Source organism: Streptomyces johnsoniae, from assembly GCF_031845565.1.
Taxonomy (GTDB): Bacteria; Actinomycetota; Actinomycetes; order Streptomycetales; family Streptomycetaceae; genus Streptomyces; species Streptomyces johnsoniae.
In genome coordinates this window covers 79,826-103,753 of sequence record NZ_JAVREV010000024.1, presented here as the reverse complement: position 1 = coordinate 103,753, position 23,928 = coordinate 79,826, and the positions used below count along the sequence as shown (strand labels likewise).

Below are 23,928 nucleotides of genomic sequence, written 5' to 3'. Positions count from 1 at the left end.
ACGGTGGGACACGAGGGCCTCCTGCGGTCGGACGTAGATGTCGCAATCCACACCGAGCCAGAAGGCCCTCACCCATTTCAAGCACCCAACACGCGTGTCACCAACGTCCCGGGACAACACACCTAGGCGGTGGCGCTGGGGGCCGGGGCCTCGTGGGTGTGCGGGTGCCGACCGGTGTCCGTCTCGTCGCGTGGCCCGTCGGCCGTTCGGCGCGGCCGCGGCAGCAGGGGCACCAGGACGGTCGCGGCCGTGACGACGAGGCCCGCGGTGAGGAACGCCCGCCCGTAGCCGTCCGCGAGGGCGGCGGCGCCCGCGCCTGGCTCGCCCGCCGCGCCCGAGGCGGCGACCGCCGACAGCACGGACAGGCCGAGGACGGCGCCCATCTGCCGTGAGGTGTTGATCAGCCCGGCCACGCCGCCCGCGTCCTGCGCCGACGCGCCCGAGGTCGCCGTGTCGGTGAGCGGGGTCAGCATCAGCGCGGCCCCGGCGGCCATCGGCAGGGCGGGCCCCAGCACGGCGGTCACGAACGTGCCGTCCGCCGTGAGCGCGGCGCTCTGCCACAGGAATCCGCCCGCCATCAGCAGCCCGCCGGCCATGGCCATCGTGCGGCTGCCGAAGCGCGCCATCAGCCGCGGTGCCAGCTGCGAGCCGAGGATGATCGCCGCGGTGTGCGGCAGGAACGACAGGCCGGTGCGCACGGCGCTGTAGTCGAGCACGTTCTGCATGTACAGGGTGAGGAAGTACCACATCGCGAAGCTGCCGCTCATGCTGACCAGCATCACGACGTTGCCGACGGCCACACTGCGGATGCGGAACAGCCGCAGCGGCATCAGCGGCTGGGCGCTGCGCGCCTCGACCGCGACGAATGCCGCCAGCGTCACCAGCCCGCCCAGTATCAGCAGCAGCGCGGAGCGCGAGGTCCAGCCGTCCGTCTCGCTGCGGCTGACGCCGTAGGCGAGCCCGGCGACGCCCGCCGTGACCAGTACCGCGCCGGGCAGGTCGAGGCGCGGCCTGGCCCTGGTCCCGGCGGGTTCGCGCAGCCAGCCGAGGACGACGGCGCCGACGGCCAGGCCGATCGGGACGTTGATCAGGAGCACCCAGCGCCAGGACGTGTAGTCGGTCAGCGCCCCGCCGATGAGGCCGCCCGCCGCGCCGCCGGCCGCGCCGACCGCGGTCCACGCGGCGATGGCGCGGGTGCGGGCGGGGCCCTCGGCGAACGTGCTGGTCAGCAGCGACAGCGTGACCGGCGCCAGGGCGGCGGCCCCGACACCCTGCACCGCACGCGCGGCGATCAGCGTGCCGCCGTTCTGGGCCAGACCGCCGACCAGGCTGGCCGCGGTGAACAGGCCGAGTCCGAGCAGGTACACGTTCCTGCGGCCGAAGAGGTCGGAGGCCCGCCCGCCGAGCAGCAGGAATCCGGCGAACGTCAGGGCGTAGGCGTTGACGACCCACTGCATGGCCGAGCCGCCGAGGCCGAGGTCGTCGCGCATGCTGGGCAGCCCGATGTTGACCACCGAGACGTCGAGAACGACCAGGAACTGTCCGATGCACGAGGCGAGAACGATCGCCCAGGTGCGGCCTCCGCCCGTGACCGAGCCGGGAGGCTGGCGTATGTCAGTCACCAGGACATCCTCCTCCGCCGGCCCGCGGCACGGATCGGGCAGGGGGCGGGGACGCCCGTCGGACGCAGGTCCTCGGTCCCCGGTCGCATATCTTGCCCTCGCGGACGACGCGGTGGTTGAGTCGGTTCCGCACGCGGGTCTCCCCCTGCACACCCCGCCCGCCCCACCCCACCCGCGAACTCGGTACGCCGTCGCGGCCGTTCGTCCCCTCCCCGGAGAAGGCCGTTGCCGGCCAGGGCCGCCGTACAGCGCTGACGCACTGCCCGTACCTCCCGTCGGAGCCGCAAGGGAAAGGGCATTCCCATGAACGACGCACACGACAGGGGCCCGGCCGAAGCCGACCCGTCCGACCCGTCCGACGCGTTCCCCTCGAAGTACGTTCCCCGCCCCACCGTGCGCGATCTGCCGCCGCCGCCGACCGGGCAGTGGCGCTACATCGGACCTGGCATCGTCGCCGCGGGCGTGGGCATGGCCAGCGGCGAGTTCATCCTCTTTCCCTACATCTCCTCGCAGGTTGGGCTGGTTTTCGTCTGGGCGGCCCTGATCGGGCTGGTCACCCAGTACTTCCTCAACATGGAGATCGAGCGGTACACGCTCGCCACCGGGGAGACGGCGATCACCGGGTTCAGCCGCCTGTGGAAGCACTGGGGCCTGGTGTTCGCGGCGCTCGCCTACTTCGCCAACCTCTGGCCCGCCTGGGCCACCAGCTCCGCGACGCTGGTGACCTACCTCTTCGGCGGGGACGTGGCGGTCATCGCCACGGTCATTCTCATCATCGTCGCGCTCATCCTCACGCTGGCACCGGTCGTCTACAACGCGCTGGAACGCGCACAGATGATCAAAATCGCCGCCCTGCTGGTCCTGCTCCTGGTCACCGCCGTCTTCGCGTTCGGCGGCTCCGACTGGGCGGACGCGCGCAAGATCGTCACGGAGCCCGGCTTCCCCTCCGAACTCGGCTTCGCCGTGCTGCTCGGCGCGCTGGCGTTCGCCGGGGCGGGCGGCGGGCAGAACCTGGTGCAGAGCAACTGGATCAGGGACAAGGGCTTCGGCATGGGGCGTTACGTTCCGAAAATCGTCTCGCCGGTGACGCACGAGCCGGAGGCCCGGGGCCGGGCCGGGTTCATCTTCCGGCCCACCGAGGAGAATCTGGCCCACTGGCGGGGCTGGTGGCGCTTCGCCAACCGGGAACAGCTCTCGACGTTCGTCCTCATCTCCTTCCTCTCGATCACCTTCATGTCGCTGCTCGCCTACGTGACGGTCTACGGCCGCCCCGATCTGAGCAACGACGTCTCGTTCCTCGAAATCGAGGGCAACGCGCTGAAGGAGTCGGTCGGGCCCTGGTTCGGCACGTTCTTCTGGGCGGTGGGTGCCGTGTCGATGTTCGCCGCCGCGCTGGGCATCGTCGACTACACCAGCAGGCTGGCCGCCGACGTGCTCAAGACCAGCTATCTGCCGCAGATGTCGGAGAGCAAGCTCTACGCCGTGCTGGTCTGGGGACTCGCGCTCATCGGCATCGTCGTGATCCTCGCGGGCATGACGCAGCCGCTGACGCTCGCCATCATCGCGGCGTGCAGCGGCGGCACGATGATGTTCATCTACTCCGGGCTGCTCATCGCGATCAACCGCCGGATGCTGCCGAAGGCCATCCGCATCAGGGGTTTCCGGCTGGCCGCGCTGGTCTGGTCGATCCTGCTGTTCGGCGTGCTCGCCGCGCTCACCTTCAATGAGCAAGTCCGCAAACTTTTCGAATAGTTCCGCCCGAAGAAGGATCGCGCCGCGTCCCTCTCAGGCGCCGTCCGCCACGGCGAACGCCTCGACCTCCAGCAGGAATTCCGGCCGGAACAGCGCCGCCACCCACCCGCACCGCGGTGCTCGCGGGCAGCGCCCCGGCGCCCAGCGCGTCATCGCGTGCGGCGCGCACCGCGGGCAGGTGGGCGACGCCGGTCACGCGGTACGTCAAGGTGCCCGTGCCGAGGACGACGTGCGCGCAGTTGGCCGCAGGTGCGACGCCCGCCATCCTCACCGGGCGCCCGGTCCTGCTATGTGCGGGGCTGGGTGAAGCGGAGCATGTTGCCCGCCGGGTCGCGGAAGGCGCAGTCGCGAACGCCGTACGGCTGGTCGATGGGCTCCTGCAACACCTCTCCGCCGCCGTCCCGGACGCGTTCGAAGGTGGCGTCGCAGTCGTCGGTGGCGAAGATCACGCCGCGCAGCATGCCCTTGGCCAGCAGTTCGGCCATCGCCTGCTTGTCGGCCGGCGAGGCGTTGGGGTTGGCGAGCGGCGGTTCGAGGACGATCTCCACGTCCGGCTGCGCGGACGAGCCGACGGTCACCCAGCGCATCCCCTCGAACGCGACGTCATTGCGCACCTCAAGACCGAGGACGTCGCGGTAGAAGGTGAGCGCCTTGTCATGGTCGTCGACTGCGATGAAGCACTGTGAAAGCTTGATGGTCATGCCTCGACGCTATGAGGCGGTGGCGGATTTCGCTTCTCCGATCCTGACCGGTCGCGTGTGGATTTTGGCGACGCATGCGGGGATCGGGGCGCCTGCCTCGTGGCGGCGGGACCGGTAGGCACTGGGGCTCTCGCCGACCAGCTCGGTGAAGCGCGAGCTGAACGACCCGAGCGAGGTGCATCCGACCGCGACGCAGACCTCCGTGACGCTCAGGTCGCCCCGCCGCAGCAGTGCCTTCGCCCGCTCGACACGGCGGGTCATCAGATAGCCGTAGGGCGTCTCCCCGAAGGCGGCGCGGAAGCTGCGGGAGAAGTGCCCGGGCGACATGAGGGCGACGTTCGCCAGCGCCGGAACATCCAGCGGCCGCGCGTAGTCGCGGTCCATCACGTCCCGGGCGCGGCGCAGCCGGACCAGGTCCTCCAGGGTCATGCACACCAGCATCGCACGGTGGCGGCCCGCCTCCGGTGCACGCCGTCAGCCCCCGCCGTCAGCCCCCGCCGCCGGGCCGCCGCCGGGCCGCCGCCGAGGCCGCGGCGGTGGCCCGGCACCCGCGGCCTGCGCGGCGGCGGCCCCGAGGGCCGTGAGCACCGCCGAGGTCGCCGCGCGGCGCCCGGTGACTCGTCGCACCGCGGCAACGATCCGGCGCTCGCCGAGCGGCTCCAGGGTCCGGGTGACGACCGCCGCCCGCGGCGCGACCGCGAGGCCGGGGAGCACGGCGACCGACAGACCGGCGGCCACATGGCCGACGAGGATGTGGTGGCTCGGGAAGCGGCCCGCCACCAGCGGCTCGAACCCGGCCCGCCGGCACAGCCGCGGCACCAGCTCGCCGAGGTACGTACCCGGGCGGTCGAGGGCCCACCGCTCCCGCGCCAGCTCCGCGAGGGTGAGGACGGGGGCCCGGGCCAGCCGGTGCCCGGGCGGCAGGACGAGGAGCAGCGGATCGGTGGCCAGTCCCACGGTGCGGATACCGGGCACCGGTGGGTCGTCCCCGGTGTCCACCGTCACCGCGATGTCGCACGAGCCGGCCAGCAGGGCCGGGATGCTCTCGTGCGGCTCGACTTCGAGCAGCTCCAGATCCAGGCGCGGATGCGTCCTGGCGAGCGCCGTGGCGGCCGCCACCAGAAGCGGCAGCACGCCGCTGGCGAAGCTGGACACGCGCAGCCGGCCGACGGGCTGCGAGCGCAGCTCGGCCAGCTCGCCCTCGATGGCGTCCAGCCGCTCCAGCACGTCGCGGGCCCGCTCGGCGAGCAGGGCGCCGGCGGGGGTGAGAACGAGCCGCCGGCCCACGCGCTCCAGCAGACGGGTGCGGGTCTCGGCCTCCAGGGCCGTCAGTTGCTGGGAGACGCTGGACGGGCTCATATTCAGCTCCGCGGCCACCGCCCGGACCGTGCCGAGCCGGCCGAAGGCGTCCAGCAGTTGCAGCCGCCACGGGTTCAGAGGCATCACTCCAGCGTAATTGTTCGCGGTGGCCGAACAGCATGCGCGGAAATGCGCGATGGACCCGGCCGATCCGATCTCGTTACGGTCCGGTCATGACCGACACCGAAGCGGACACCCAAGCCTTCTGGACGGATGTCGACCGGCACGTCCTGCGCTACGGCACCCCCTTCACCCCGCGGATCATCACCCACGCCGCCGGCAGCCACGTCCACACCGCCGACGGCCGCCGACTGCTCGACTTCACCTCCGGCCAGATGAGCGCGATACTCGGCCACTCCCACCCGGACATCGTCGCCACCCTCGGGCGGCAGGCCGCCACGCTCGATCACCTCTTCAGCGGCATGCTCTCCCGTCCCGTCGTGGACCTGTGCCGCCGGCTCGCCGAGTCGCTCCCCGCCCCGCTGGAGAAGACACTGCTGCTCACGACCGGGGCCGAGTCCAACGAGGCGGCCATCCGCATGGCCAAGCTCGTCACCGGCAGACACGAGATCGTCTCCTTCGCCCGCTCCTGGCACGGCATGACGCAAGCCGCCGCGAACGCCACGTACAGCGCGGGCCGTAAGGGATACGGGCCGTCCGCACCCGGCAACTTCGCCATCCCCGCCCCCGACGCCTACCGTCCCGACTTCACCACCCCCGACGGCACCCTCGACTGGCGCAAGCAACTCGACCACGCCTTCGGACTCATCGACGCGCAGTCCACCGGCAGCCTGGCCGCCTGCATCGTCGAGCCGATCCTCAGCACCGGCGGCGTCATCGAACTCCCCCTCGGCTACCTCGCGGCACTGAAGCGGAAGTGCGAGGAGCGCGGCATGCTCCTGATCCTCGACGAGGCCCAGACCGGGCTGTGCCGCACCGGCACCTGGTACGCCTTCGAACGGGACGGCGTCGTTCCCGACATCCTCACCCTCTCCAAGACGCTGGGCGCGGGACTGCCGCTGGCCGCCGTCGTGACCTCGCCAGAGATCGAACAGGAGGCCCACGACCGTGGCTTCCTCTTCCTCACGACGCACGTCTCCGACCCCCTGGTCGCCGCCGTCGGCAACACGGTGCTCGACGTCCTGGTCCGTGAGGAGATGGACCAGCGCGCGGCGCGCCTGGGGACCCACCTGCGCGACGGCCTGCTCGGGATGCAGAAGCGACACGAGGCCATCGGCGACGTCCGGGGCCGCGGACTTCTCCAGGGCCTCGAACTGGTCCTCGACCGCACCAGCAAGCAGGGCTCGGACGAGATGGGCACCCTGGTCACCCGGCGCTGCCTGGAGCTGGGGCTGCACATGAACATCGTCCAACTCCCGGGCACCGCGGGCACCTTCCGCATAGCCCCGCCGCTCACCAGTACCACGGAGGAACTGGATCTCGGTCTGGAGATCCTCGACCGAGCCATCGGCGAGGTCACCCCGCGGTACCTCGCCACCTGACCGCCCGCCTGCCGCACCGCGGCCCGGACCGGGGAGCTACACGGCCCAGCCGGCGTCCGCGGCCGGGGTGCGGCACCAGACGTGCTGGGCACGCGGGGTGACGGTCACACCGAAGTCGTACAACTGGGGCGAGCCGAGGGCCAGCCACCTGTCCCAGGCCGCGGACACCTCGTCCGCGAGGACGCGCGGGCCCGCTCCGCGCACCGAAGGCGGGGCCTCGGGCGGGGCGGTGAGGATGGCCCAGGAGGCCACACCGTCGTGGAGCCACGCCGTCATGCCGCGCGGCCCCGAGTCGGTGGCGATCCGCACGTCGGGCAGCAGGACCCGCAGGCCGAACAGCAGGTGGGCGTCGTCGTGCAGCGGTCTGGGGTCACGGGCCGCGGGGGACTGCTCCGGGGCGGGCGCCGAGCCGCGGACGTCACGCCAGGACCGGGCGGGGGCGGCGCCCCGGCCGGGCATGAAGGTGGCGAGGCCCTGTATCCAGCCCGCCGCCGACCGGCCGTCCTCGGCGACCGTGAGGGCCACATGGCCCAGCCACCCCCAGGGCGCGACGATCCGGCCGCCCGGGCGGGTCTGGGCCACCCAGGCCCAGGGAATCCGCTCCACCGCATAGGTGGCGATGATCCGGTCGAACGGGGCGCCCCGTGGCCAGCCCGCGGTGCCGTCCGCCACGACGACGGTGGCCCCCGTGGGCCGCCGCTCCGCGGCCCGGGCGATCTCCTCGTCCACCTCCAGGCTGATCACCCGGCCCGGGCCCGCACGCCAGGCCAGCAGCGCCGCGTTCCACCCGGTGCCGGTGCCCAGCTCCAGGATGCGGTGGCCGGGCTCGGGGTCCAGCGAGTCGAGTATGTCCGCCACCATGGACGGGCAGGACAGGCTGGATGTCGGCAACCCGCCCGCGACCTGCGTCACCGCCGGCTGATCCGGGCCCGCGTAGACCTGGTCGGCCCAGCGCTCCGGGTCCGCCGCGCGGTCGACCGGCGTGTATGCCCGGCCGTCCCAGTGCCACAGCCGGTCGGGGGCGAACAGGTGCCGCGGCAGGGCGGCAACGGCCTCCCGAATCCACGGCGAGTCCTCGGGCCAGCTCCCGGAGTCGGCCATCGCGGCCGCAAGCCGGTGCTGCCGCTCCCCGAACCGGCACACCTACTTCCTCTTCTCTTTCTTGTGCTTGCCCTCCGGTGCCGGCGGCACCGGGACCTGGCTGTCCGCGTTTTCCGGTGGGGGAGTGCCCTCTCCCGGGTCCGGCTCCGGCTTGCTGTGCTGTCCCATCCTCGCCCTCCCCAGACGCTGCACGGTCGTACTCATGGTGCGACGGCGGACAGCGTGCCGGGCAGGGGCGATTGGTGTGAGAGGGGGCGCGCGGCGCCCGCCCCGCCCTAGCTCCGGAACCGATCACGAGACGGACTACGGCGGTCACGCGGAGCGAGAATGTGTTCACGCGTCCAGCATGCCCCCCGCCCCCGCCCCCGCACAGGAGACGAAAGTAAGGAACCTCCTCCTCACCGAGAGTGATTCCCTCTCGTTCTCCCAGTGGATGCGACGCCTCAGGCGGCCGTGGCAAGCGTCCGGCGCTCGACGAGCGCGCGGCGCGTGGCGTACAGCGTGATGGCGGCCGTCGCCAGCAGGGCGACCAGGGCGGAGGCGACGAGTCCCGCCCAGTCCGCGTGGTGGAAGATCATGGCGCCCGCCGTGCCGCCGATGCTCGCCCCCAGGTAGTAGGCGACCTGGTACAGCGCCGATGCCTGCGCCTTGCCGTGTGTGACGGTACGGCTCACGGAGCCGGAGGCCACCGCGTGCCCGAAGAAGAAGCCCGCCGTGATCAGGACGAGGCCGGTCAGCACGGCCACCAGGTGGTCGGCGAGGGTCAGCAGCAGCCCGGCCGTCACCGTACCGATCGCGACGTACAGCGCACCGCGCCGCCCGAGCCGTTCCATCAGCGGTCCCGTCGCGGAGGACGAGCCGGTGCCGACGAGGTAGATGACGAAGACGGAACCGGCCAGGCCGGCCGAGAGGTTGAACGGCTCCTCGACCAGCCGGAAGCCGATCACCGTGTACACCGCGCTGAACGCGGCCATCAGCAGCATCCCGATGACGTAGAGGCGCAGCAGCAGCGGCCTGGCCAGGTGGTCGCGGACCGTGCGCAGCACCAGCCGCGGGCGCAGGGACGCGGGCGTGAAGTTGCGCGAGCGCGGCAGCAGCACCCGGAAGAGCACGGCGGCGGCGATTCCCAGCACGGCGACCGCGCCGAGCGCGGCCCGCCAGCCGAAGCCCTCGGCCACCCAGCCGGTCAGCACCCTGCCGGACATGCCGCCCACGCTGTTGCCCGCGATGAAGAGGCCGACCGCGCCCACGGTCGCCCGCCCGTCCAGCTCCTCGGAGAGGTACGCCACCGCGGAGGCGGGGATGCCCGCTATGGCCATGCCCTGCACCGCCCGCAGCGCGATCAGTGTGGACAGGTCGGGGGCGAACGGGATCACCACGGCCAGGGCCACGGCGACCGCGACGGAGGCGGTCATCGTCTGCCGCCGCCCGAACCGTTCGGAGAGCGTGCTCAGCGGCAGCACCGCGACGGCCAGGCCGATGGTGGTCGCCGACACCGTCCAGCTGGCCCGGTCGGGGCTGATGCCGTAGGCGGTGGCGATGTCCGGCAGCAGGGCCTGCGTGGAGAACAGCATCGCGAAGGTGGCGAGGCCGATCGCGAACAGCGCGAGGTTGATGCGCACGTGCGAAGAGAGGGAAGTCAGGGAGAAGGAACGGGCCGGGGTAGCGGCCGAGGAAGGCGAGGGAGAGGCCCCCGCGGTGGCGGGAGCCCCCGTTGCTGGGCTGGGCATACTGCAAACGTACGCCGACCCTTTTTATGCGTCCAATGCATGAACCGGCGGCTCTATATAATGCTGGAGCATAAGCACAGGTGAAGGGGCGGCATGTCATCTCCGCGTAACGAAAACGACTTCCCGGTAACGGCGGGCGCCTCGGTCACGTCGCCCCGGGCGGACATCTCACCCGGCTCCTGGGCCGCGCTGCTGGCGCCGCGCCTCGCGTACTTCGCCGGGGTCGCCCGCCACGAACACATCACCCAGGCCGCGCGCGACCTGTCCGTTCCGCAGCCCACGCTCAGCCGTGCCATGGCCAGGCTGGAGGCCGACCTCGGCATGGCGCTCCTCGCGCGCCGCGGACGCACCGTCGCCCTCACGCCCGCCGGCCGGGCGTTCGCCCGCTCGGTCGAACGCGCCCTCGGGGAGGTCGAGCGCGCCGTGGACGCGGTCCGCTCCGACGCCGATCCGGCGGCGGGGAAGGTCGCGTTCGGCTTCCTGCACACCATGGGCCCGGAGACGGTTCCGGCGCTGCTGCGCGAGTTCCGCGAGGACCACCCTCGCGTCCGCTTCGCGCTCGTGCAGAGCTACGGCGAGGACATGATCGAGCGCATGCGGGCGGGGGAGCTGGACCTGTGCCTGACCTCGCCCGTTCCAGAGGCGCCCGACCTCGTCACGCGCCGCCTCGACGAGCAGCGCCTGCTGCTCGTCGTCCCCGCCGACCACCGCCTCGCCGCGCGCCGCCGCGTCCGGCTCGCGGAGGCCGCGGAGGAGCCGTTCGTCACGCTCGAACCGGGGTACGGGCTGCGGCGGCTGACCGAAGCGCTATGCGAGCAGGCGGGGTTCAGGCCGCGGGTGGCGTTCGAGGGTGAGGAGCCGGAGACGTTGCGCGGCCTGGTCGCCGCGGGCCTCGGCGTCGCCTTGCTGCCGCCCCCGACGGTTGCCCGTCCCGGTGTCCGCGAACTGGCCGTCAGCGTGCCGCGCGCCGTGCGCGAGATCGGCGTCGCGTGGATGGCGGGCCGTTCCGACACGCGTCCGGTGGCCGACTTCAAGCGGTTCCTGCTCGGCCGCCGCGGACGCCTGGCCGGCCCGCCGCCCGCCGCCGACCAGGGCGTGGAGCACTGACCGTGCGCCCGCCTCGCCCCACCCCGCGCGGCGTGAACTCCCCGGTGATCTACGCGCGTAGGCGTTAGGGTGCCCCCGTGACTCCGACGACAGCGACGACAGCGACGACACCGACGACACCGACGACAGCGACCGAGACACCGCCGAGCCCGGAACAGACCCTGCGCGCCCCCAAGGTGCTGCTGCACGACCACCTCGACGGCGGGCTGCGGCCCGCCACCGTCGCCGAACTCGCCCGCGAGCAGGGCTACGACCGGCTGCCGGAGACCGATCCCGAGCGCCTGGGCGCCTGGTTCCGGGAGGCGGCCGACTCCGGCTCGCTGGAACGTTACCTGGAGACGTTCACCCACACCGTCGGCGTGATGCAGACCGCGGCGGCGTTGCGGCGCGTCGCGGCCGAGTGCGTCCTCGATCTCGCCGCGGACGGCGTCGTGTACGCGGAGATCCGGTACGCGCCCGAGCAGCACCTGCAGGGCGGCCTCGGGCTCGAAGAGGTGGTCGAGGCCGTCAACGAGGGCTTCCGCGAAGGGATGCGGCTCGCCGCCGCCGCGGGCCACCGCATCCGCGTCGGCGCCCTGCTGACGGCGATGCGGCACGCGGCACGCGCGCTGGAGATCGCCGAACTGGCCAACCGCTACCGCGACCTGGGGGTCGTCGGGTTCGACATCGCGGGCGCGGAGGCCGGGTTCCCGCCCACCCGGCACCTGGACGCCTTCGAGTTCCTGAAGCGGGAGAACAACCACTTCACGATCCACGCGGGCGAGGCGTTCGGCCTGCCGTCGATCTGGCAGGCGCTCCAGTGGTGCGGTGCCGACCGGCTCGGACACGGGGTGCGGATCATCGACGACATCGAGGTCGGCGCGGACGGCTCCGTGACCCTCGGGCGGCTGGCCGCCTACGTCCGCGACAAGCGCATCCCGCTGGAGCTGTGCCCCACGTCCAACCTCCAGACGGGCGCCGCCGACTCGTACGAGGAGCACCCGATCGGTCTGCTGCGGCGGCTGCACTTCCGCGCCACGGTGAATACCGACAACCGGCTGATGAGCGGCACCAGCATGAGCGCCGAATTCACCCATCTGGTGCGCACATTCCGGTACACGCTGGCCGACCTCCAGTGGTTCACGGTCAATGCGATGAAATCCGCGTTCATTCCTTTCGATGAACGTCTGGCGATGATCAACGAGGTCATCAAACCGGGGTACGCCGCGCTACGCTCCGAATGGCTGTTCAGGCAAAAGGGTTCCTCAACGTCCTGACCTGCGGGTTGAGCAGGCGAAGTGTGGTGCGGCGGTGGCCGGTACGACCGGGTGCGCCGGGCGGGTCACGGGTAACGGCGCGCATTTCGATTCATTGCGGCGGCACTTTCCAGCGGTTACCTTCGGGGCGCCGCTCGAAACCCACTCAAGGACGTAGTCACAGATGAAGCAGGCAACGATGAAGAGTCTCGGGGTCGTCGCGCTCGGCGCCGCCCTCACCGCCGCCGGAGCGGGTGCCGCCTCCGCCGCAGTCCCCGACGCGGTCGGCCAGACGGCGGGCAAGGTGGCCGGCACCCTGCCCTCGCTCGACGAGGCGGCGGGCGCGCTGCCCGGCGGCACCGGCGAGGTGGTCGGCACCGGGAAGACCCTGCTGTCCGGCGAGTCGGATGCCCTGCCCGCGCTGACGGAAACGCTGACCCACACCACCGAGGGCTCCGCCACGGAGAAGCTCACCGAGCCGGCGCTCGACCTGCTCGGCGGGCTGCCGGTGGACCCGACCGAGAAGCTCGGCCTGCCGACCGGCCAACTCCTCGATGGCGTGCAGCTCGCCATGTGACCGCCCGCGCCCGCCCGTTCGGCGCCCGGGGCCGTTCCCGAGAAGGGGCGGCCCCTTCGCCGTACCGCCGCGGCCCGCCGCGGCCCGCCCTCACCCGGCGAAGCCGAGCACCCGCGTCGGAGTGATGCGGACGACGAGCCGGACCACGTCGTCGGGCTCCAACGGCGGGTCCTGGCCGAGGTATTTGTGCGAAAGCCGCCTGCCAAGCAGCTTGTCCGGGTCCCCGGTCAGCTCGGCGGTGCCGCGGATGTCGCGGGAGAGGTAGGGGTTCGCCGCGTCGAAGACCGTCAGGGCGACCCGCGGGTCCCTGGCGATGTTCTTCGCCTTCTGCCTGGCGGCGGTGGTGGACAGCAGAACGGTGCCCTCGTCGCTCATCACCCACACCACGGACGTCTGCGGGCTGCCGTCCGGGTTCAGCGTGGCGAGGGTGGCGACGTTCGTGCCGTCGAGCAGCGCACGCGTCGTGTCGTCGAAGGCGGTGGTCATGAGCCGTTCCTCGTCGTCCGGTCAGGGGCCGTTCCCCTTGCTACGGTCGCCATGATGGGCGAGTCGACGGCGGGCGGGAAGAAGGCACTTCTATGTCACAGCGGAACACGCGTGTGCCCGAGCGGGCCGACGAGCAGGAGGCGTGCACGCTGCTCGAAGTGATCTCGCGGGTGAGCGGGAAGTGGAGCATCGTCGTGCTGCTGGAGACGGCGCGCCGGCCGATGCGCTTCACGGAACTGGAGCGCGCGATCCACGGGATCAGCCGCCGGATGCTGACGCTGACCCTGCGCCAGCTCGAACGCGACGGCTTCCTCGTGCGGACCGTCCACCCCACCGTGCCGCCGCGGGTGGAGTACGCGGCGACCGACATGGCGCGCGAACTGCACGCGCACCTGTCCGGGCTGACCGAGTGGGCCGAACGGCACCGCGACACCGTCGCCGCCGCCCGCGCCGCCTTCGACGAGGCGGCAGCGGCGCGCTGACAGGGGCGCTGACGGCGCGCTGGCGGGGGCGCTGACGGCGCGCTGGCGGGTTCAGCCGCGGAACGACGACAGCGCGGGCGCGTCCCGGTCGGCCGGGCCGGGGGCCGCCCAGACGCGCGGGCCCGTGCGAACCCGGCGGGCCTGGTGGAAGTGCTGCTCGGGGGCCGCGGCGGCGCGCGGCGACAGCCGCCGCGCCACCGGGCGGCGCGGGGTGGGGCGCGGCTCGTGGAAGACGAGGGCCCGCAGGCGGCCGTAAGCCAGTTGGTGGGCGACGGCGATGCCGAAGGTGTTGAGGATGATCGAGTCGACGTCCGCGACACGGCTCGGGACCAGCGACTGAAGGTATTCGAGGATCAGCGAGATCATGCCGCCCGCGAAGACAGTGCGGGCCAGTGAGGCGAACCTGGTGCCCCCCAGGTACCGGCCGAGCAGCGGCAGCAGAACGCCGAGCGGGACGAGGCGCAGCATCCCCGCGCCGATGGTGCGGACGGCCTCCTCGGGGCCCCGGTCGATGTCCGCGCGGATGGTGGCGAACGGCTCCACGTTGGCCGGGGAGACCCAGAGCACTTCGAGCGGCCGGAGTGCGAGCCAGGCGATGGCGATCACGTAGACCGTGAGGAGGGCGAGAGCCGCAACCCGCAGGCGCGGGCCGGCACCGGGCTCGGGGGAGCCCGCTGGATGATGCTGCACGGGGATCAGGACGCCGAAGGCTACTGGCCGGTTCCGTCGCTCGATGTGACCTGCGTCTTATCCGGGTCCGGCACGCCGCGGGCGCCACCGCCACCGCCGCGGGCGCCACCGCTACATGCGCCTCCGCCACGTGTGCGACGCCGCGGCGTGCGGAGCGTTCAGGGTGGCGGGAGGGCCGAGTGGGCCGCCTCCGGGGTGGTGCGCATCGCGTTCGTGCAGGCATAGACGCGGGGTTCGTGCTCCGCCGTTGCCCCGGCCGGGCCACCGAGCATCACCGTCTGCCCGTTGCCCGCTATCTGGTCGCTGCTGGCGAAGGTGCAGATGATCTGCACCAGGGCGGCGGCGGTGAGGTCGGCGGGGCCCTGGCTCAGCCGCAGCGCCGGGGCCGGGTCGTCGGCCACCGGGCCGGAGACCTCCAGGTCGTCCGGGACCTCGCTGGTGAAGCCCGCGGCCCGTTCCTCGTTTCTCGGGTCGGTCTGCAACGCGTCCAGCAGCGCCTTGGCGGCGCCGACCCGGTCCTCGGAACCGGCGGGCAGGTCGACGGGACGGGCGACGGACTCGACGTGCGAGCCGCACAGCAGGTACACCTCGGTGTCCGCCGCCGACTCCTCGGCCTCGGGCGTCGTGTCGCAGGCGGCGCGGCTGGGCGCGGGGCCCGCGTCGACGGGTACGTCCGTCGCCCTGATGCCGCAGCCGACGGTCGCGGCCGTCAGCAGCAGTACGCCCGCCGCGCGCGCGGCCCTCGTCATCCGGCACCTCCTGCCGCCGTGGCGCCACCGCGGTGCTCCGCGCCGGCCGCCTCGTGTTCCGGCAGCCTCGCCTGGCGCGGCAGCCGCAGCGTGAACACCGCGCCGCCGCCCGGTGCGTTGTGCACGTCGATGTCGCCGCCGTGCAGGTGCGCGTTCTCCATCGCGATGGAGAGGCCGAGTCCGCTGCCGTCGGAGCGCGGGCGGGAGGCGCTGGCCTTGTAGAAGCGGTCGAAGACGTGCGGCAGGACGGCATCCGGGATGCCGGGCCCCTGGTCGGCGACCTCGACGAGCACGTCGTGCCCGCCGCCGGCGGCGGCGGTCCGCTCCTCGCGGACGGTGACGCGGACCGGGGAGCCGCCGTGCTTGAGGGCGTTGCCGATGAGGTTGGCCAGGATGACGTCAAGGCGGCGCGGGTCGAGCTCGGCGATGATGCCGCGGTCCGCGTTCACCTCGACGGCGTCGAGCCAGGCGCGGGCGTCGATGCAGGCCGTGACCTGGTCGGCGATGTCGACGTCGTCGAGCACCATGCGCGCGGTGCCGGCGTCGAAGCGGGTGACCTCCATCAGGTTCTCCACGAGGTCGTTCAGCCGCCTGGTCTCGCTGACGACGAGCTGCACGGCGGGGGCGATCATCGGGTCGAGGTTGTCGACCTCGTCCTCCAGGACCTCCGTCATCGCGGTGATGGCCGTCATCGGGGTGCGCAGCTCGTGCGACATGTCGGCGACGAACTGGCGGCTGGCGGACTCGCGGGCGCTGAGGTCCTGCATACGCTGCTCCAACGAGGCGGCGCTGCTGTTGAACGTGCGGGTCAGCTCGGCGAGTTCGTCGGCGCCGCGCACTTCGAGGCGGGTGTCGAGCTTGCCCTCGCCGAGGCGCTGGGCGGCGTCGCTGAGACGCTGCACCGGCCGCAGCACCATGGTGGCGGCGGCCTGGGCGAGGAGGACGGAGCCGACGACCGCGAGCGCGGTGGCGATGCCGAGGGACCAGGCCAGGGAGTTGAGGTCGTCCTGCTCGGGGGAGAGGGAGGCCAGCATGTAGCCGGTGGGGCCGCCGCCGATGACGCGGGTGCCGCCGATGAGGAACGGGTCGCCGTCGAGGGAGATGCGCTGCCAGTAGAGGTGGTACTCGGCGGAGCCGTCGCCGTCGCGCCGGTCGTGCACGGCCTCGATCAGCGAGGCCGGAACCATGTCCAGGTTGAACCGGCCAGGGTCGGACTCGGCCTGGCATATCTGCCCGTCCGACGCCTCGTCGATGAGCACGACCTGGTAGTCGAGTGTGTTTTCCGCCACTCCGGCGGCCATACTGTGCAAATCGTTGCACATCGGGCTCTCGGTGAGCGTGGTCGCCCGGTCACCCAGCGACTTGCGGAAGTCGCGCAGCGCCGTGTTCTGCGCGCGGGTGAGGACGGCATCACGGTTGAGCCAGTAGGCGATGCCGGACACCGAGACCGCCGCCACGAGAGCCACCAGCGCGAACACGGTGACCAGGCGCAGCCGCAGGCTGGTCAGGCGCAGCAGCGCCCGGAGCCAGCCGCGCACCCGGCCGTCGCTGGCATCGCTCACGCGGGGGCGTCCAACCGGTAGCCCACACCGCGCACGGTGCGGATGAGCTTGGGCGAGGAGGGCACGTCCTCCACCTTGGCCCGCAGGCGCTGGACGCACGCGTCGACCAGGCGCGAGTCGCCGAGGTAGTCGTGCTCCCAGACCAGGCGCAGCAGCTGCTGCCGGGACAGGGCCTGGCCCGGCCGCCGGCTCAGCTCAAGGAGAAGGCGCAGCTCGGTGGGGGTGAGCTGGAGGTCGGCGCCGTTCTTCGTCACGGTCATGGCGGCCCGGTCGATGACGATGGAGCCGAAGGTGGCCGAGTCGTTGGACTCCCGTTCCCCGCGGCGCATCACCGCGCGGATGCGGGCATCGAGGACGCGGCCCTGGACGGGCTTGACGACGTAGTCGTCGGCTCCCGATTCGAGGCCGACGACGACGTCGATGTCGTCGCTGCGCGCGGTCAGCAGGATGATCGGCAGCTGGTCGGTGCGGCGGATGCGCCGACACACCTCAAAACCGTCGATACCGGGCAACATGACGTCCAAGACGATGAGGTCCGGCCGCTGTTCACGCAGAAGCTTCAGGCCGTCCTCACCCGTCGCGGCGGTCACGACACGGTGTCCCTGGCGAGTCAGGCTCATCTCCAGGGCCGTGCGAACCGCCTCGTCGTCCTCGATCAGCAACAGGAAAGCCACGCGGGTCATTGTGGCCTATGGACCCTCGGGAGTTCGACTCTCCTGCCATTGAAGCGTTCCCGTCAGGTGTGGAGGCGGCCGGAGGGCCTGTGACACCGCTGTGACAGTTGGGGGACCACCCCATGAAACTGGCCCGGCAATGTATTCCCCAACGAACACGGACGGCGTGAACGAGGGGGAGCGGAGATGAGCGCAGTGCACAGCGTCACTGGCACGGCGGTGAGCGAGACGCGCACGACCACCGCGATGGTTCCCGTCCGGTGCGGGGAGAAGTCCGGTGCGGCCAACCGGCTGGGGGGCCGGCGCGGCATCGGGCACCAGCGCCCACACCTGACCGCGGTGGGTGCGCCTGGGGGGCGGAACGGGAGCGTGCGGCGCGAGGGGGCCACGGAGGCGGAGTTCACCGCCTACGTGCGAGAGCGCCGCGCCTCCCTGTACGCCACCGCCTACCACCTGACCGGCGACCGGCACGAGGCCGAGGACCTGCTCCAGAGCGCGCTGCTGTCCACGTACCGCGCCTGGGACCGGATCAGCGACAAGGCGGCGGTCGGCGGATACCTGCGGCGAACGATGACCAACCTGCACATCAGCGCCTGGCGGCGGCGGAAGCTGAACGAGTACCCGACCGAGGAGCTGCCCGAGGCGCCCGGCGAGCACGACACGATGCGCGGCACCGAGCTGCGCACCGTGCTCTGGCAGGCGCTGGCGCGGCTGCCCGAGCAGCAGCGCACCATGCTGGTGCTGCGCTACTACGAAGGCCGCACCGACCCGGAGATCGCGGACACGCTGAACATAAGCGTCGGCACGGTGAAGAGCAGCATCTGGCGCACTCTGCGCCGGCTGCGCGAGGACCGGGCCCTCAGCCTCGGCCAGGACCAGGAGGAGTCCTTCGGCGAGCTGGTGGCCTGAACGCGTGGGGGACGCCGCCCGAGGGGGCGGGGATACGGGGGAACGAGGGGGATCAGGGGGAACGGGGGACCGGGGGAACGGGGAAGCGTCGCGGGGCTCGGCCGGCCGGGAGGTTCGGCCGGGCCCCGCTTCGCCGCGTTCCGCCCTCGTTCCCGCCGCGTGGTGTCGTCGGCGGCGGGGTCACACCCCCATGGGGTGCCACACCGTCTTCGTCTCCAGGAACGCCAGCAGGCGCGACGTGCCGGGGTCGGCCGTCCAGTCCTCGGCGTCCACGGCCGGGCGGCGGACACGTTTCAGGCTCTCCGCGGCCGTCGCCTCCAACTCGGCGGCCAGCGCCGGGTCCGCGGCACCGGTCAGGTCGATCGCGTTGACGTCCTGGTGCGCGGCGAGCGGCGGGCCCAGCTCCGCGGTGCGGCCGGACAGCACGTTGACCACGCCCGCGGGCACGTCCGAGGTGGCCAGCACCTCGGCCAGGGACAGGGCGGGCAGGGGCGTGCGTTCCCCGGCGACCAGCACCGCCGTGTTGCCGCCCGCGAGCACCGGGGCGAGGACGGAGACCAGGCCGAGCAGGGAGGAGTCCTGCGGTGCCAGCACGGCGACCACGCCGGTCGGCTCGGGCGAGGAGAGGTTGAAGTAGGGGCCCGCCACCGGGTTCGAGGAACCGGCGATCTGCGCCACCTTGTCGGTCCAGCCCGCGTACCAGACCCAGCGGTCGACCGCCGCCTCGACGGCCGCGCGCGCCCGCGCCTTCGACAGGCCCTCGGCGGCGGCGACTTCGGCGCGGAACTGGTCGCGGCGCCCCTGGAGCAGCTCGGCGACGCGGTAGAGCACCTGGCCCCTGTTGTAGGCGGTGGCTCGCGACCAGCGCGGGAACGCCTTGCGGGCGGCGGCCACCGCGTCCCTGGCGTCCTTGCGGGAGGCGAGGGGCGCGTTGGCCAGCCAGTTGCCCTGGGGATCGGTCACCTCGTACACCCGTCCGCTCTCGGAGCGGGGGAACGCGCCCCCGATGAACAGCTTGTAGGTCTTGAGGACCGCAAGGGGCGTGGCGTGCTCCGGCATCGGCATCGCAGATCCGTCCGTCCTCTCGGGGGTATGCGGCTGCTCGGACATCGGGTCGGACATCGGGTCGGACGTCGAGTCGGACGTCGAGTCGGACATCGGGTCAGACATCGAGGTAGGCCCCCAGACCGTGCCGTCCGCCCTCGCGGCCGTAGCCGGACTCCTGGTAGCCGCCGAACGGCGAGGTGGGATCAAACTTGTTGAAGGTGTTGGACCACACGACCCCGGCGCGCAGCTGCCCCGCGAGCCACAGGATGCGCGAGCCCTTCTCGGTCCAGATGCCCGCGGACAGCCCGTACGGCGTGTTGTTGGCCTTGGCCACCGCCTCCTCGGGGGTCCGGAACGTCAGCACGGAGAGCACCGGGCCGAAGATCTCCTCGCGGGCGATGCGGTGGGCCTGCGTGACGCCGGTGAACAGCGTCGGCGGGAACCAGTAACCGTCCGCGGGCAGTTCGCACGGCGGCGACCAGCGTTCCGCGCCCTCCGCGCTGCCCACGTCTGCGAGCTCGCGGATGCGGGCCAGCTGCGCCGCGGAGTTGATGGCGCCGACGTCCGTGTTCTTGTCAAGCGGGTCGCCGACGCGCAGCGTCGCCATGCGGCGCTTCAGCGCGCCCAGCAGCTCCTCGGCGACGGACTCCTGAACCAGGAGGCGGGACCCGGCGCAGCAGACGTGCCCCTGGTTGAAGAAGATGCCGTTCACGATCCCCTCGACGGCCTGGTCGAGGGGCGCGTCGTCGAAAACGATGTTCGCGGCCTTGCCACCCAGTTCGAGCGTCAGCTTCTTGCGGGTGCCGGCGACGGTGCGGGCGATGCGCCGGCCGACGCCCGTGGAGCCGGTGAACGCGATCTTGTCGACGCCCGGGTGCTCGACGAGCGCGGCGCCCGTGGTGCCGTCGCCCGTCACGATGTTGACGACGCCGGGCGGCAGCGCGGCCTGGCGGCAGATCTCCGCGAAGCGGAGCGCGGTCAGCGGGGTCGTCTCGGCCGGCTTCAGGACCACCGTGTTCCCCGTGGCGAGCGCGGGCGCGATCTTCCAGGCGAGCATCAGCAGCGGGAAGTTCCACGGGATGACCTGTCCGGCCACGCCGAGGGGCTTGGGGTCGGGGCCGAAGCCGGCGTGCGGCAGCTTGTCCGCCCAGCCCGCGTAGTAGAAGAAGTGCGCGGCCACCAGCGGGAGATCGACGTCTCGGGACTCACGGATGGGCTTGCCGTTGTCGAGCGATTCCAGCACGGCCAGCTCACGGGAGCGCTCCTGGATCAGCCGCGCGATCCGGAACAGGTACTTCGCGCGCTCGGCGCCCGGAAGCCCCGACCAGCGCGGGAACGCTCTGCGCGCCGCCTCCACGGCGGCGTGCACGTCGTCCGTGCCGGCGTGCGCCACCTCGGAAAGCACCTCTTCGGAGGCGGGCGCGATGCTCTTGAAGACCTTGCCTCCGGTGGCGGGCCGGAACTCGCCGTCGATGAACAGCCCGTGGGACGAGGCGATCGCGGCGGTCGAACGGGACTCGGGTGCGGGTGCGTACTCGAACTTCATCGCGGTCATGGGGCCTTCAGTCCACCGTTACGTAGTCGGGGCCGGAGTAGCGACCGGTCGTGAGCTTCTGACGCTGCATCAGCAGATCGTTCAGCAGGCTGGAGGCGCCGAACCGGAACCAGGCCGGGTCGAGCCAGTCGTCGCCCGCCGTCTCGTTCACCAGCACCAGGTACTTCAGCGCGTCCTTCGCGGTGCGGATGCCGCCGGCCGGCTTGACGCCGACCTGGCGGCCGGTGGCGGCGCGGAAGTCGCGGACCGCCTCCAGCATCAGCAGCGTGTTGGCAGGGGTGGCGTTGACCGCGACCTTGCCGGTCGACGTCTTGATGAAGTCGGCGCCCGCCAGCATCGCCAGCCAGGAGGCGCGGCGGATGGCGTCGTACGTCGCCAGCTCGCCGTTCTCCAGGATCACCTTCAGATGGGCCTCGCCGCAGGCGGCCTTGACGGCGGTGATCTCCTCGAACACCTGGAGGTAGCGGCCGGAGAGGAACGCCCCCCGGTCGATGACCATGTCCACCTCGTCGGCACCCGCGGCCACGGCCTCCCGCGTATCGGCGAGCTTGACGGAACGGGCCGCACGCCCGGCGGGGAACGCGGTCGCGACCGAGGCGACCGCGATCCCGGTGCCGCGCAGGGCCTCCTTGGCCTCGCGCACCATGTCCGAGTAGACGCAGATGGCGGCGACCGCGGGGGCGGAACGGTCCGACGGATCGGGCGCGGCGCCCTTCGCGCACAGCGACCGCACTTTCCCCGGGGTGTCGGAGCCCTCGAGGGTGGTCAGGTCGATCATCGAAATCGCCAGATCGATGGCGTAGGACTTGGCCGTTGTCTTGATCGAACGGGTCCCCAGGGCGGCGGCGCGGCTCTCGAGCCCTACCGCGTCCACTCCGGGCAGCCCGTGCAGGAAGCGGCGCAGCGCGGCATCGGACACGGTCACGTCCGCCAGCGGCAGCGCCGGTGCTGTGGATGGCATGCTCACCAGATCAGCATATCTACGCGCGTAGTCGCCTGTCACGGGAAGAGCCACGGAGAGAACGGGAAAACTGCGGACCGCGGGTGGGCAACCTGGAGCCGGTGAACGGTGGTCGGGAAGGTGAGGGGGTGCCCGGATGAGAACTGAGGACTCGGAGACGCCGGAGGAGGCGTTCCAAGCGTTTGTGCGGAGCCGGTGGCCCAGCCTGGTCAGGACGGCGTTCCTGGTCACCGGCGACCGCCACCTGGCGGAGGATGTCGCGCAGACCGCGCTCGCCAAGGCGTACCGCTCGTGGGCGAGGGTGCAGCGCAGCGACAATCCGGATGCCTACGTGCGGCGCATCCTGATCAGCTGCCACAAGGACCGCTTCCGCAAGCGGAGGGTGCCGGAGCATCTGACGGACGTGCCGCCCGACGCGGTGGCGGCCACGGACGATATGGCGCGCGCGGATGAGCGGGAGGTGCTGGCGGCGGCCCTCGCGGGCCTGCCGAAACGGCAGCGGCTGGTCGTGATCCTGCGGTACTGGGAGGACCTGTCCGAGTCGGAGGTGGCACAGACGCTGGGCTGCTCGGTCGGCACGGTCAAGAGTCAAGCGTCCAAGGCGCTGAGCAAGCTTAGAGCCGTCCTCGGCCAGAGCGCGGTGCCCGCACCCTTCTGACCGCCGAGCCTCCACGATCCCGCCGCATGACCGGCGTTCGGCCATCGGCAGGCCCGGCAGGCCCGGCAGGCCCGGCAGGCAGGCGGGCGTGGGGCGTGCATCAGGTGGATGGAGCGGATGTGGCGGACGGAGCGACCCCGGGGCGAGAGGCCGGGAGAACACCCCGACAGGGACGCGGACGCGGGACCGGAACGGAGCGCGCGGAACGTCCCAGCGGAACAGGGCCCGTGGAACAGAGCCCGGAAGACAACGCAAAAGGCAATGCGGAAGAGAAGACAGAGAGAGACCGAGGTACACGTCATGACCGACAGAAGCACCGGTGCCGCGGGGCCCGGGGGCGATGCGCCGGCAGACCGCCGCGGCGGCCGAGAAGCGCGCCGACGGGAGGACGGCGGCAGCCGGGCCCCGGACGGCCGCGGAGGCGGCGGGCCGTCCGCCGCCCGCACCACGGGGGCGGGCGGTGAGGAGGCGGGGGACGTCACCGCCGTCGAGGCGGAGCTGAGGCGGATGCTCGCGGAGCGGGCGGCGGGCACGACACCGCAGGAGGCGCCGTACGACTCCATCGTGCGGCGCGGCCGTTGGGCGCGGCGGCGCAGCCGGGCACTGCTGGGGGCCGGGGCCGCCGTCCTGATCGCGGTGCCCGGCGTGGCCATCGGGGCGCAGCAGGACTGGCTGGGTGATGACGAGGGCCCGTCCGTCGCGGCATCACCGTCCGGTTCGCCCTCCGAGTCCGCTGCGGGTGAGGAGTCGGAGATGTCACCGGGCCGCCCGGCCGGGCCTTCCGACCCGGAGCGGCAGCTCCTGGACGGGGTCACGTTCGAGCAGGCCGCCGATTCACTGGCCCGCTGCATAGCGGACTGGGGCAGCATGTCCGCCTTCCAAGGGCAGGGGCAGATGTCGGGGGAGTGGGAGGGCCAGGAGCAGGTACCGGAGCGGGAGCAGACGGACATCGAGGTCGGCGATCTGCGCATCCTCCTCGCCTGGGTCTCCCAGGGCGACGACAATCGGGGAGCGGAGCCGATACGACAGGTCCTTGCGGTCAGCGACGACCCCTCGGCGGAGCCCCACTTCCAGCTGGTGTGCGCGGATCGCGGGGAGGCGGCCGGCTCCGTCGGCATGCAGACCAGCACGGACACACCCTCGGACCCGGGGCCTGCGGTGCGCCCCGACCCGGGCGCCGACCGGTACCTCGCGCCGATGATGGGCGAATGGACGACGCCCTTCCGCTGGGCTCACTTCGGCACGCTGGACCCTGAGGTCGTGCGGGTCACCGTGGAGTACGCGGGTGCCACGGAGGAGGCCGTGGTGGAGGCTGGGTACTTCGCGGTCGCGGGCATGGGCGAGGACGCGCCGGGCGGCAGCCCTGTGCTCAAGGGATACGGAGCGGACGGGGAGGTGCTGTACGACTCCGCCGAGGAGGGAATTCCGGGCCAGGGGTAGCGGGCCGCACCGGCATGCGGGCCGTTCCG

General features: G+C 72.3%; 23 protein-coding genes and 1 pseudogene. 9 read left to right on the top strand and 15 right to left on the bottom strand.

Features of this window, described 5'->3' with window-relative positions:
- Positions 1–122: 122 nt before the first annotated feature.
- A complete protein-coding gene (locus RM779_RS31265) occupies positions 123–1,622 on the bottom strand; it encodes an MFS transporter (protein WP_311621158.1) in 1,500 nt (499 codons plus the stop codon).
- A gap of 303 nt (positions 1,623–1,925) precedes the next feature.
- On the opposite strand from RM779_RS31265, the gene RM779_RS31260 reads away from it, so the two are divergent.
- Positions 1,926–3,374 (top strand): Nramp family divalent metal transporter, encoded by a 1,449-nt coding sequence (locus RM779_RS31260; RefSeq protein WP_311621157.1) that lies wholly within the window; start codon positions 1,926–1,928, stop codon positions 3,372–3,374.
- 33 nt (positions 3,375–3,407) lie between these two features.
- On the opposite strand, the pseudogene RM779_RS31255 reads toward RM779_RS31260, so the two are convergent.
- The 4 genes and pseudogenes from RM779_RS31255 to RM779_RS31240 all read right to left on the bottom strand — a co-directional run.
- Positions 3,408–3,582: pseudogene (locus RM779_RS31255) on the bottom strand (RidA family protein); the annotation flags it as partial.
- 79 nt (positions 3,583–3,661) lie between these two features.
- On the bottom strand, positions 3,662–4,075 hold the full coding sequence (locus tag RM779_RS31250) for a VOC family protein (RefSeq protein WP_311621156.1): 414 nt from the start codon (positions 4,073–4,075) through the stop codon (positions 3,662–3,664).
- A 9-nt stretch (positions 4,076–4,084) separates the two neighbouring features.
- Positions 4,085–4,504 carry a helix-turn-helix transcriptional regulator gene (locus RM779_RS31245; RefSeq protein ID WP_311621155.1) on the bottom strand — a complete coding sequence of 140 codons (420 nt, stop codon included), beginning with the start codon at positions 4,502–4,504 and terminating at the stop codon, positions 4,085–4,087.
- A 45-nt stretch (positions 4,505–4,549) separates the two neighbouring features.
- On the bottom strand, positions 4,550–5,518 hold the full coding sequence (locus RM779_RS31240) for a LysR family transcriptional regulator (protein ID WP_311621154.1): 969 nt from the start codon (positions 5,516–5,518) through the stop codon (positions 4,550–4,552).
- A gap of 89 nt (positions 5,519–5,607) precedes the next feature.
- Between RM779_RS31240 and RM779_RS31235 the strand changes: the two genes are divergently transcribed.
- Positions 5,608–6,936, top strand: a complete 1,329-nt coding sequence (locus tag RM779_RS31235; protein ID WP_311621153.1) for an aspartate aminotransferase family protein — start codon at positions 5,608–5,610, stop codon at positions 6,934–6,936.
- Between the two features lie 36 nt (positions 6,937–6,972).
- Here RM779_RS31235 and RM779_RS31230 read toward each other — a convergent pair whose 3' ends face one another.
- Positions 6,973–8,079, bottom strand: a complete 1,107-nt coding sequence (locus tag RM779_RS31230; RefSeq protein ID WP_311621152.1) for a methyltransferase domain-containing protein — start codon at positions 8,077–8,079, stop codon at positions 6,973–6,975.
- 401 nt (positions 8,080–8,480) lie between these two features.
- On the bottom strand, positions 8,481–9,767 hold the full coding sequence (locus RM779_RS31225; protein WP_311621151.1) for an MFS transporter: 1,287 nt from the start codon (positions 9,765–9,767) through the stop codon (positions 8,481–8,483).
- 93 nt (positions 9,768–9,860) lie between these two features.
- Here RM779_RS31225 and RM779_RS31220 point away from each other — a divergent pair, with 93 nt between their 5' ends.
- The 3 genes from RM779_RS31220 to RM779_RS31210 all read left to right on the top strand — a co-directional run bounded on the left by RM779_RS31220 (position 9,861) and on the right by RM779_RS31210 (position 12,686).
- On the top strand, positions 9,861–10,874 hold the full coding sequence (locus RM779_RS31220; protein ID WP_311621150.1) for a LysR family transcriptional regulator: 1,014 nt from the start codon (positions 9,861–9,863) through the stop codon (positions 10,872–10,874).
- A 77-nt stretch (positions 10,875–10,951) separates the two neighbouring features.
- Entirely contained in the window at positions 10,952–12,130 is a 1,179-nt protein-coding gene (locus tag RM779_RS31215; protein WP_311621149.1) for an adenosine deaminase, read from the top strand.
- Between the two features lie 178 nt (positions 12,131–12,308).
- Positions 12,309–12,686 carry an ATP-binding protein gene (locus RM779_RS31210; RefSeq protein ID WP_311621148.1) on the top strand — a complete coding sequence of 126 codons (378 nt, stop codon included), beginning with the start codon at positions 12,309–12,311 and terminating at the stop codon, positions 12,684–12,686.
- Between the two features lie 90 nt (positions 12,687–12,776).
- Here the strand turns inward: RM779_RS31210 and RM779_RS31205 are convergent, their stop codons facing one another.
- Positions 12,777–13,172: a PPOX class F420-dependent oxidoreductase gene (locus RM779_RS31205; RefSeq protein WP_311621147.1), complete on the bottom strand. Its 396-nt coding sequence runs from the start codon at positions 13,170–13,172 to the stop codon at positions 12,777–12,779.
- Positions 13,173–13,264: 92 nt separating this feature from the next.
- Here RM779_RS31205 and RM779_RS31200 point away from each other — a divergent pair, with 92 nt between their 5' ends.
- Entirely contained in the window at positions 13,265–13,654 is a 390-nt protein-coding gene (locus RM779_RS31200; protein WP_311621146.1) for a winged helix-turn-helix transcriptional regulator, read from the top strand.
- Between the two features lie 51 nt (positions 13,655–13,705).
- On the opposite strand, the gene RM779_RS31195 is transcribed toward RM779_RS31200, so the two are convergent.
- The 4 genes from RM779_RS31195 to RM779_RS31180 all read right to left on the bottom strand — a co-directional run bounded on the left by RM779_RS31195 (position 13,706) and on the right by RM779_RS31180 (position 17,329).
- Positions 13,706–14,344 carry a VanZ family protein gene (locus RM779_RS31195; RefSeq protein ID WP_311621145.1) on the bottom strand — a complete coding sequence of 213 codons (639 nt, stop codon included), beginning with the start codon at positions 14,342–14,344 and terminating at the stop codon, positions 13,706–13,708.
- A 158-nt stretch (positions 14,345–14,502) separates the two neighbouring features.
- Complete coding sequence (locus RM779_RS31190) at positions 14,503–15,093, bottom strand: hypothetical protein (protein WP_311621144.1); 591 nt, start codon at positions 15,091–15,093, stop codon at positions 14,503–14,505.
- On the bottom strand, positions 15,090–16,655 hold the full coding sequence (locus RM779_RS31185) for a HAMP domain-containing sensor histidine kinase (protein ID WP_311621143.1): 1,566 nt from the start codon (positions 16,653–16,655) through the stop codon (positions 15,090–15,092). The genes RM779_RS31190 and RM779_RS31185 overlap by 4 nt, the downstream gene beginning before the upstream one ends.
- A complete protein-coding gene (locus RM779_RS31180; RefSeq protein WP_171987700.1) occupies positions 16,652–17,329 on the bottom strand; it encodes a response regulator transcription factor in 678 nt (225 codons plus the stop codon). Before RM779_RS31180 ends, RM779_RS31185 begins: the two co-directional genes overlap by 4 nt.
- A gap of 186 nt (positions 17,330–17,515) precedes the next feature.
- Here RM779_RS31180 and RM779_RS31175 point away from each other — a divergent pair, with 186 nt between their 5' ends.
- Positions 17,516–18,238: a SigE family RNA polymerase sigma factor gene (locus tag RM779_RS31175; protein WP_077059410.1), complete on the top strand. Its 723-nt coding sequence runs from the start codon at positions 17,516–17,518 to the stop codon at positions 18,236–18,238.
- Between the two features lie 180 nt (positions 18,239–18,418).
- Here the strand turns inward: RM779_RS31175 and RM779_RS31170 are convergent, their stop codons facing one another.
- From RM779_RS31170 to deoC, 3 genes are all read right to left on the bottom strand, one after another.
- Positions 18,419–19,303, bottom strand: coding sequence for an aldehyde dehydrogenase family protein (locus RM779_RS31170; RefSeq protein ID WP_394813436.1), 885 nt, complete (start codon positions 19,301–19,303; stop codon positions 18,419–18,421).
- Between the two features lie 97 nt (positions 19,304–19,400).
- Entirely contained in the window at positions 19,401–20,831 is a 1,431-nt protein-coding gene (locus tag RM779_RS31165) for an aldehyde dehydrogenase family protein (RefSeq protein ID WP_311621166.1), read from the bottom strand.
- Between the two features lie 16 nt (positions 20,832–20,847).
- Positions 20,848–21,801, bottom strand: coding sequence for a deoxyribose-phosphate aldolase (gene deoC / locus RM779_RS31160; RefSeq protein WP_311621165.1), 954 nt, complete (start codon positions 21,799–21,801; stop codon positions 20,848–20,850).
- A gap of 136 nt (positions 21,802–21,937) precedes the next feature.
- Between deoC and RM779_RS31155 the strand changes: the two genes are divergently transcribed.
- Positions 21,938–22,459, top strand: a complete 522-nt coding sequence (locus tag RM779_RS31155; RefSeq protein WP_311621142.1) for a SigE family RNA polymerase sigma factor — start codon at positions 21,938–21,940, stop codon at positions 22,457–22,459.
- 300 nt (positions 22,460–22,759) lie between these two features.
- A complete protein-coding gene (locus tag RM779_RS31150; protein WP_311621141.1) occupies positions 22,760–23,899 on the top strand; it encodes a hypothetical protein in 1,140 nt (379 codons plus the stop codon).
- The last annotated feature ends 29 nt before the right edge of the window (positions 23,900–23,928 follow it).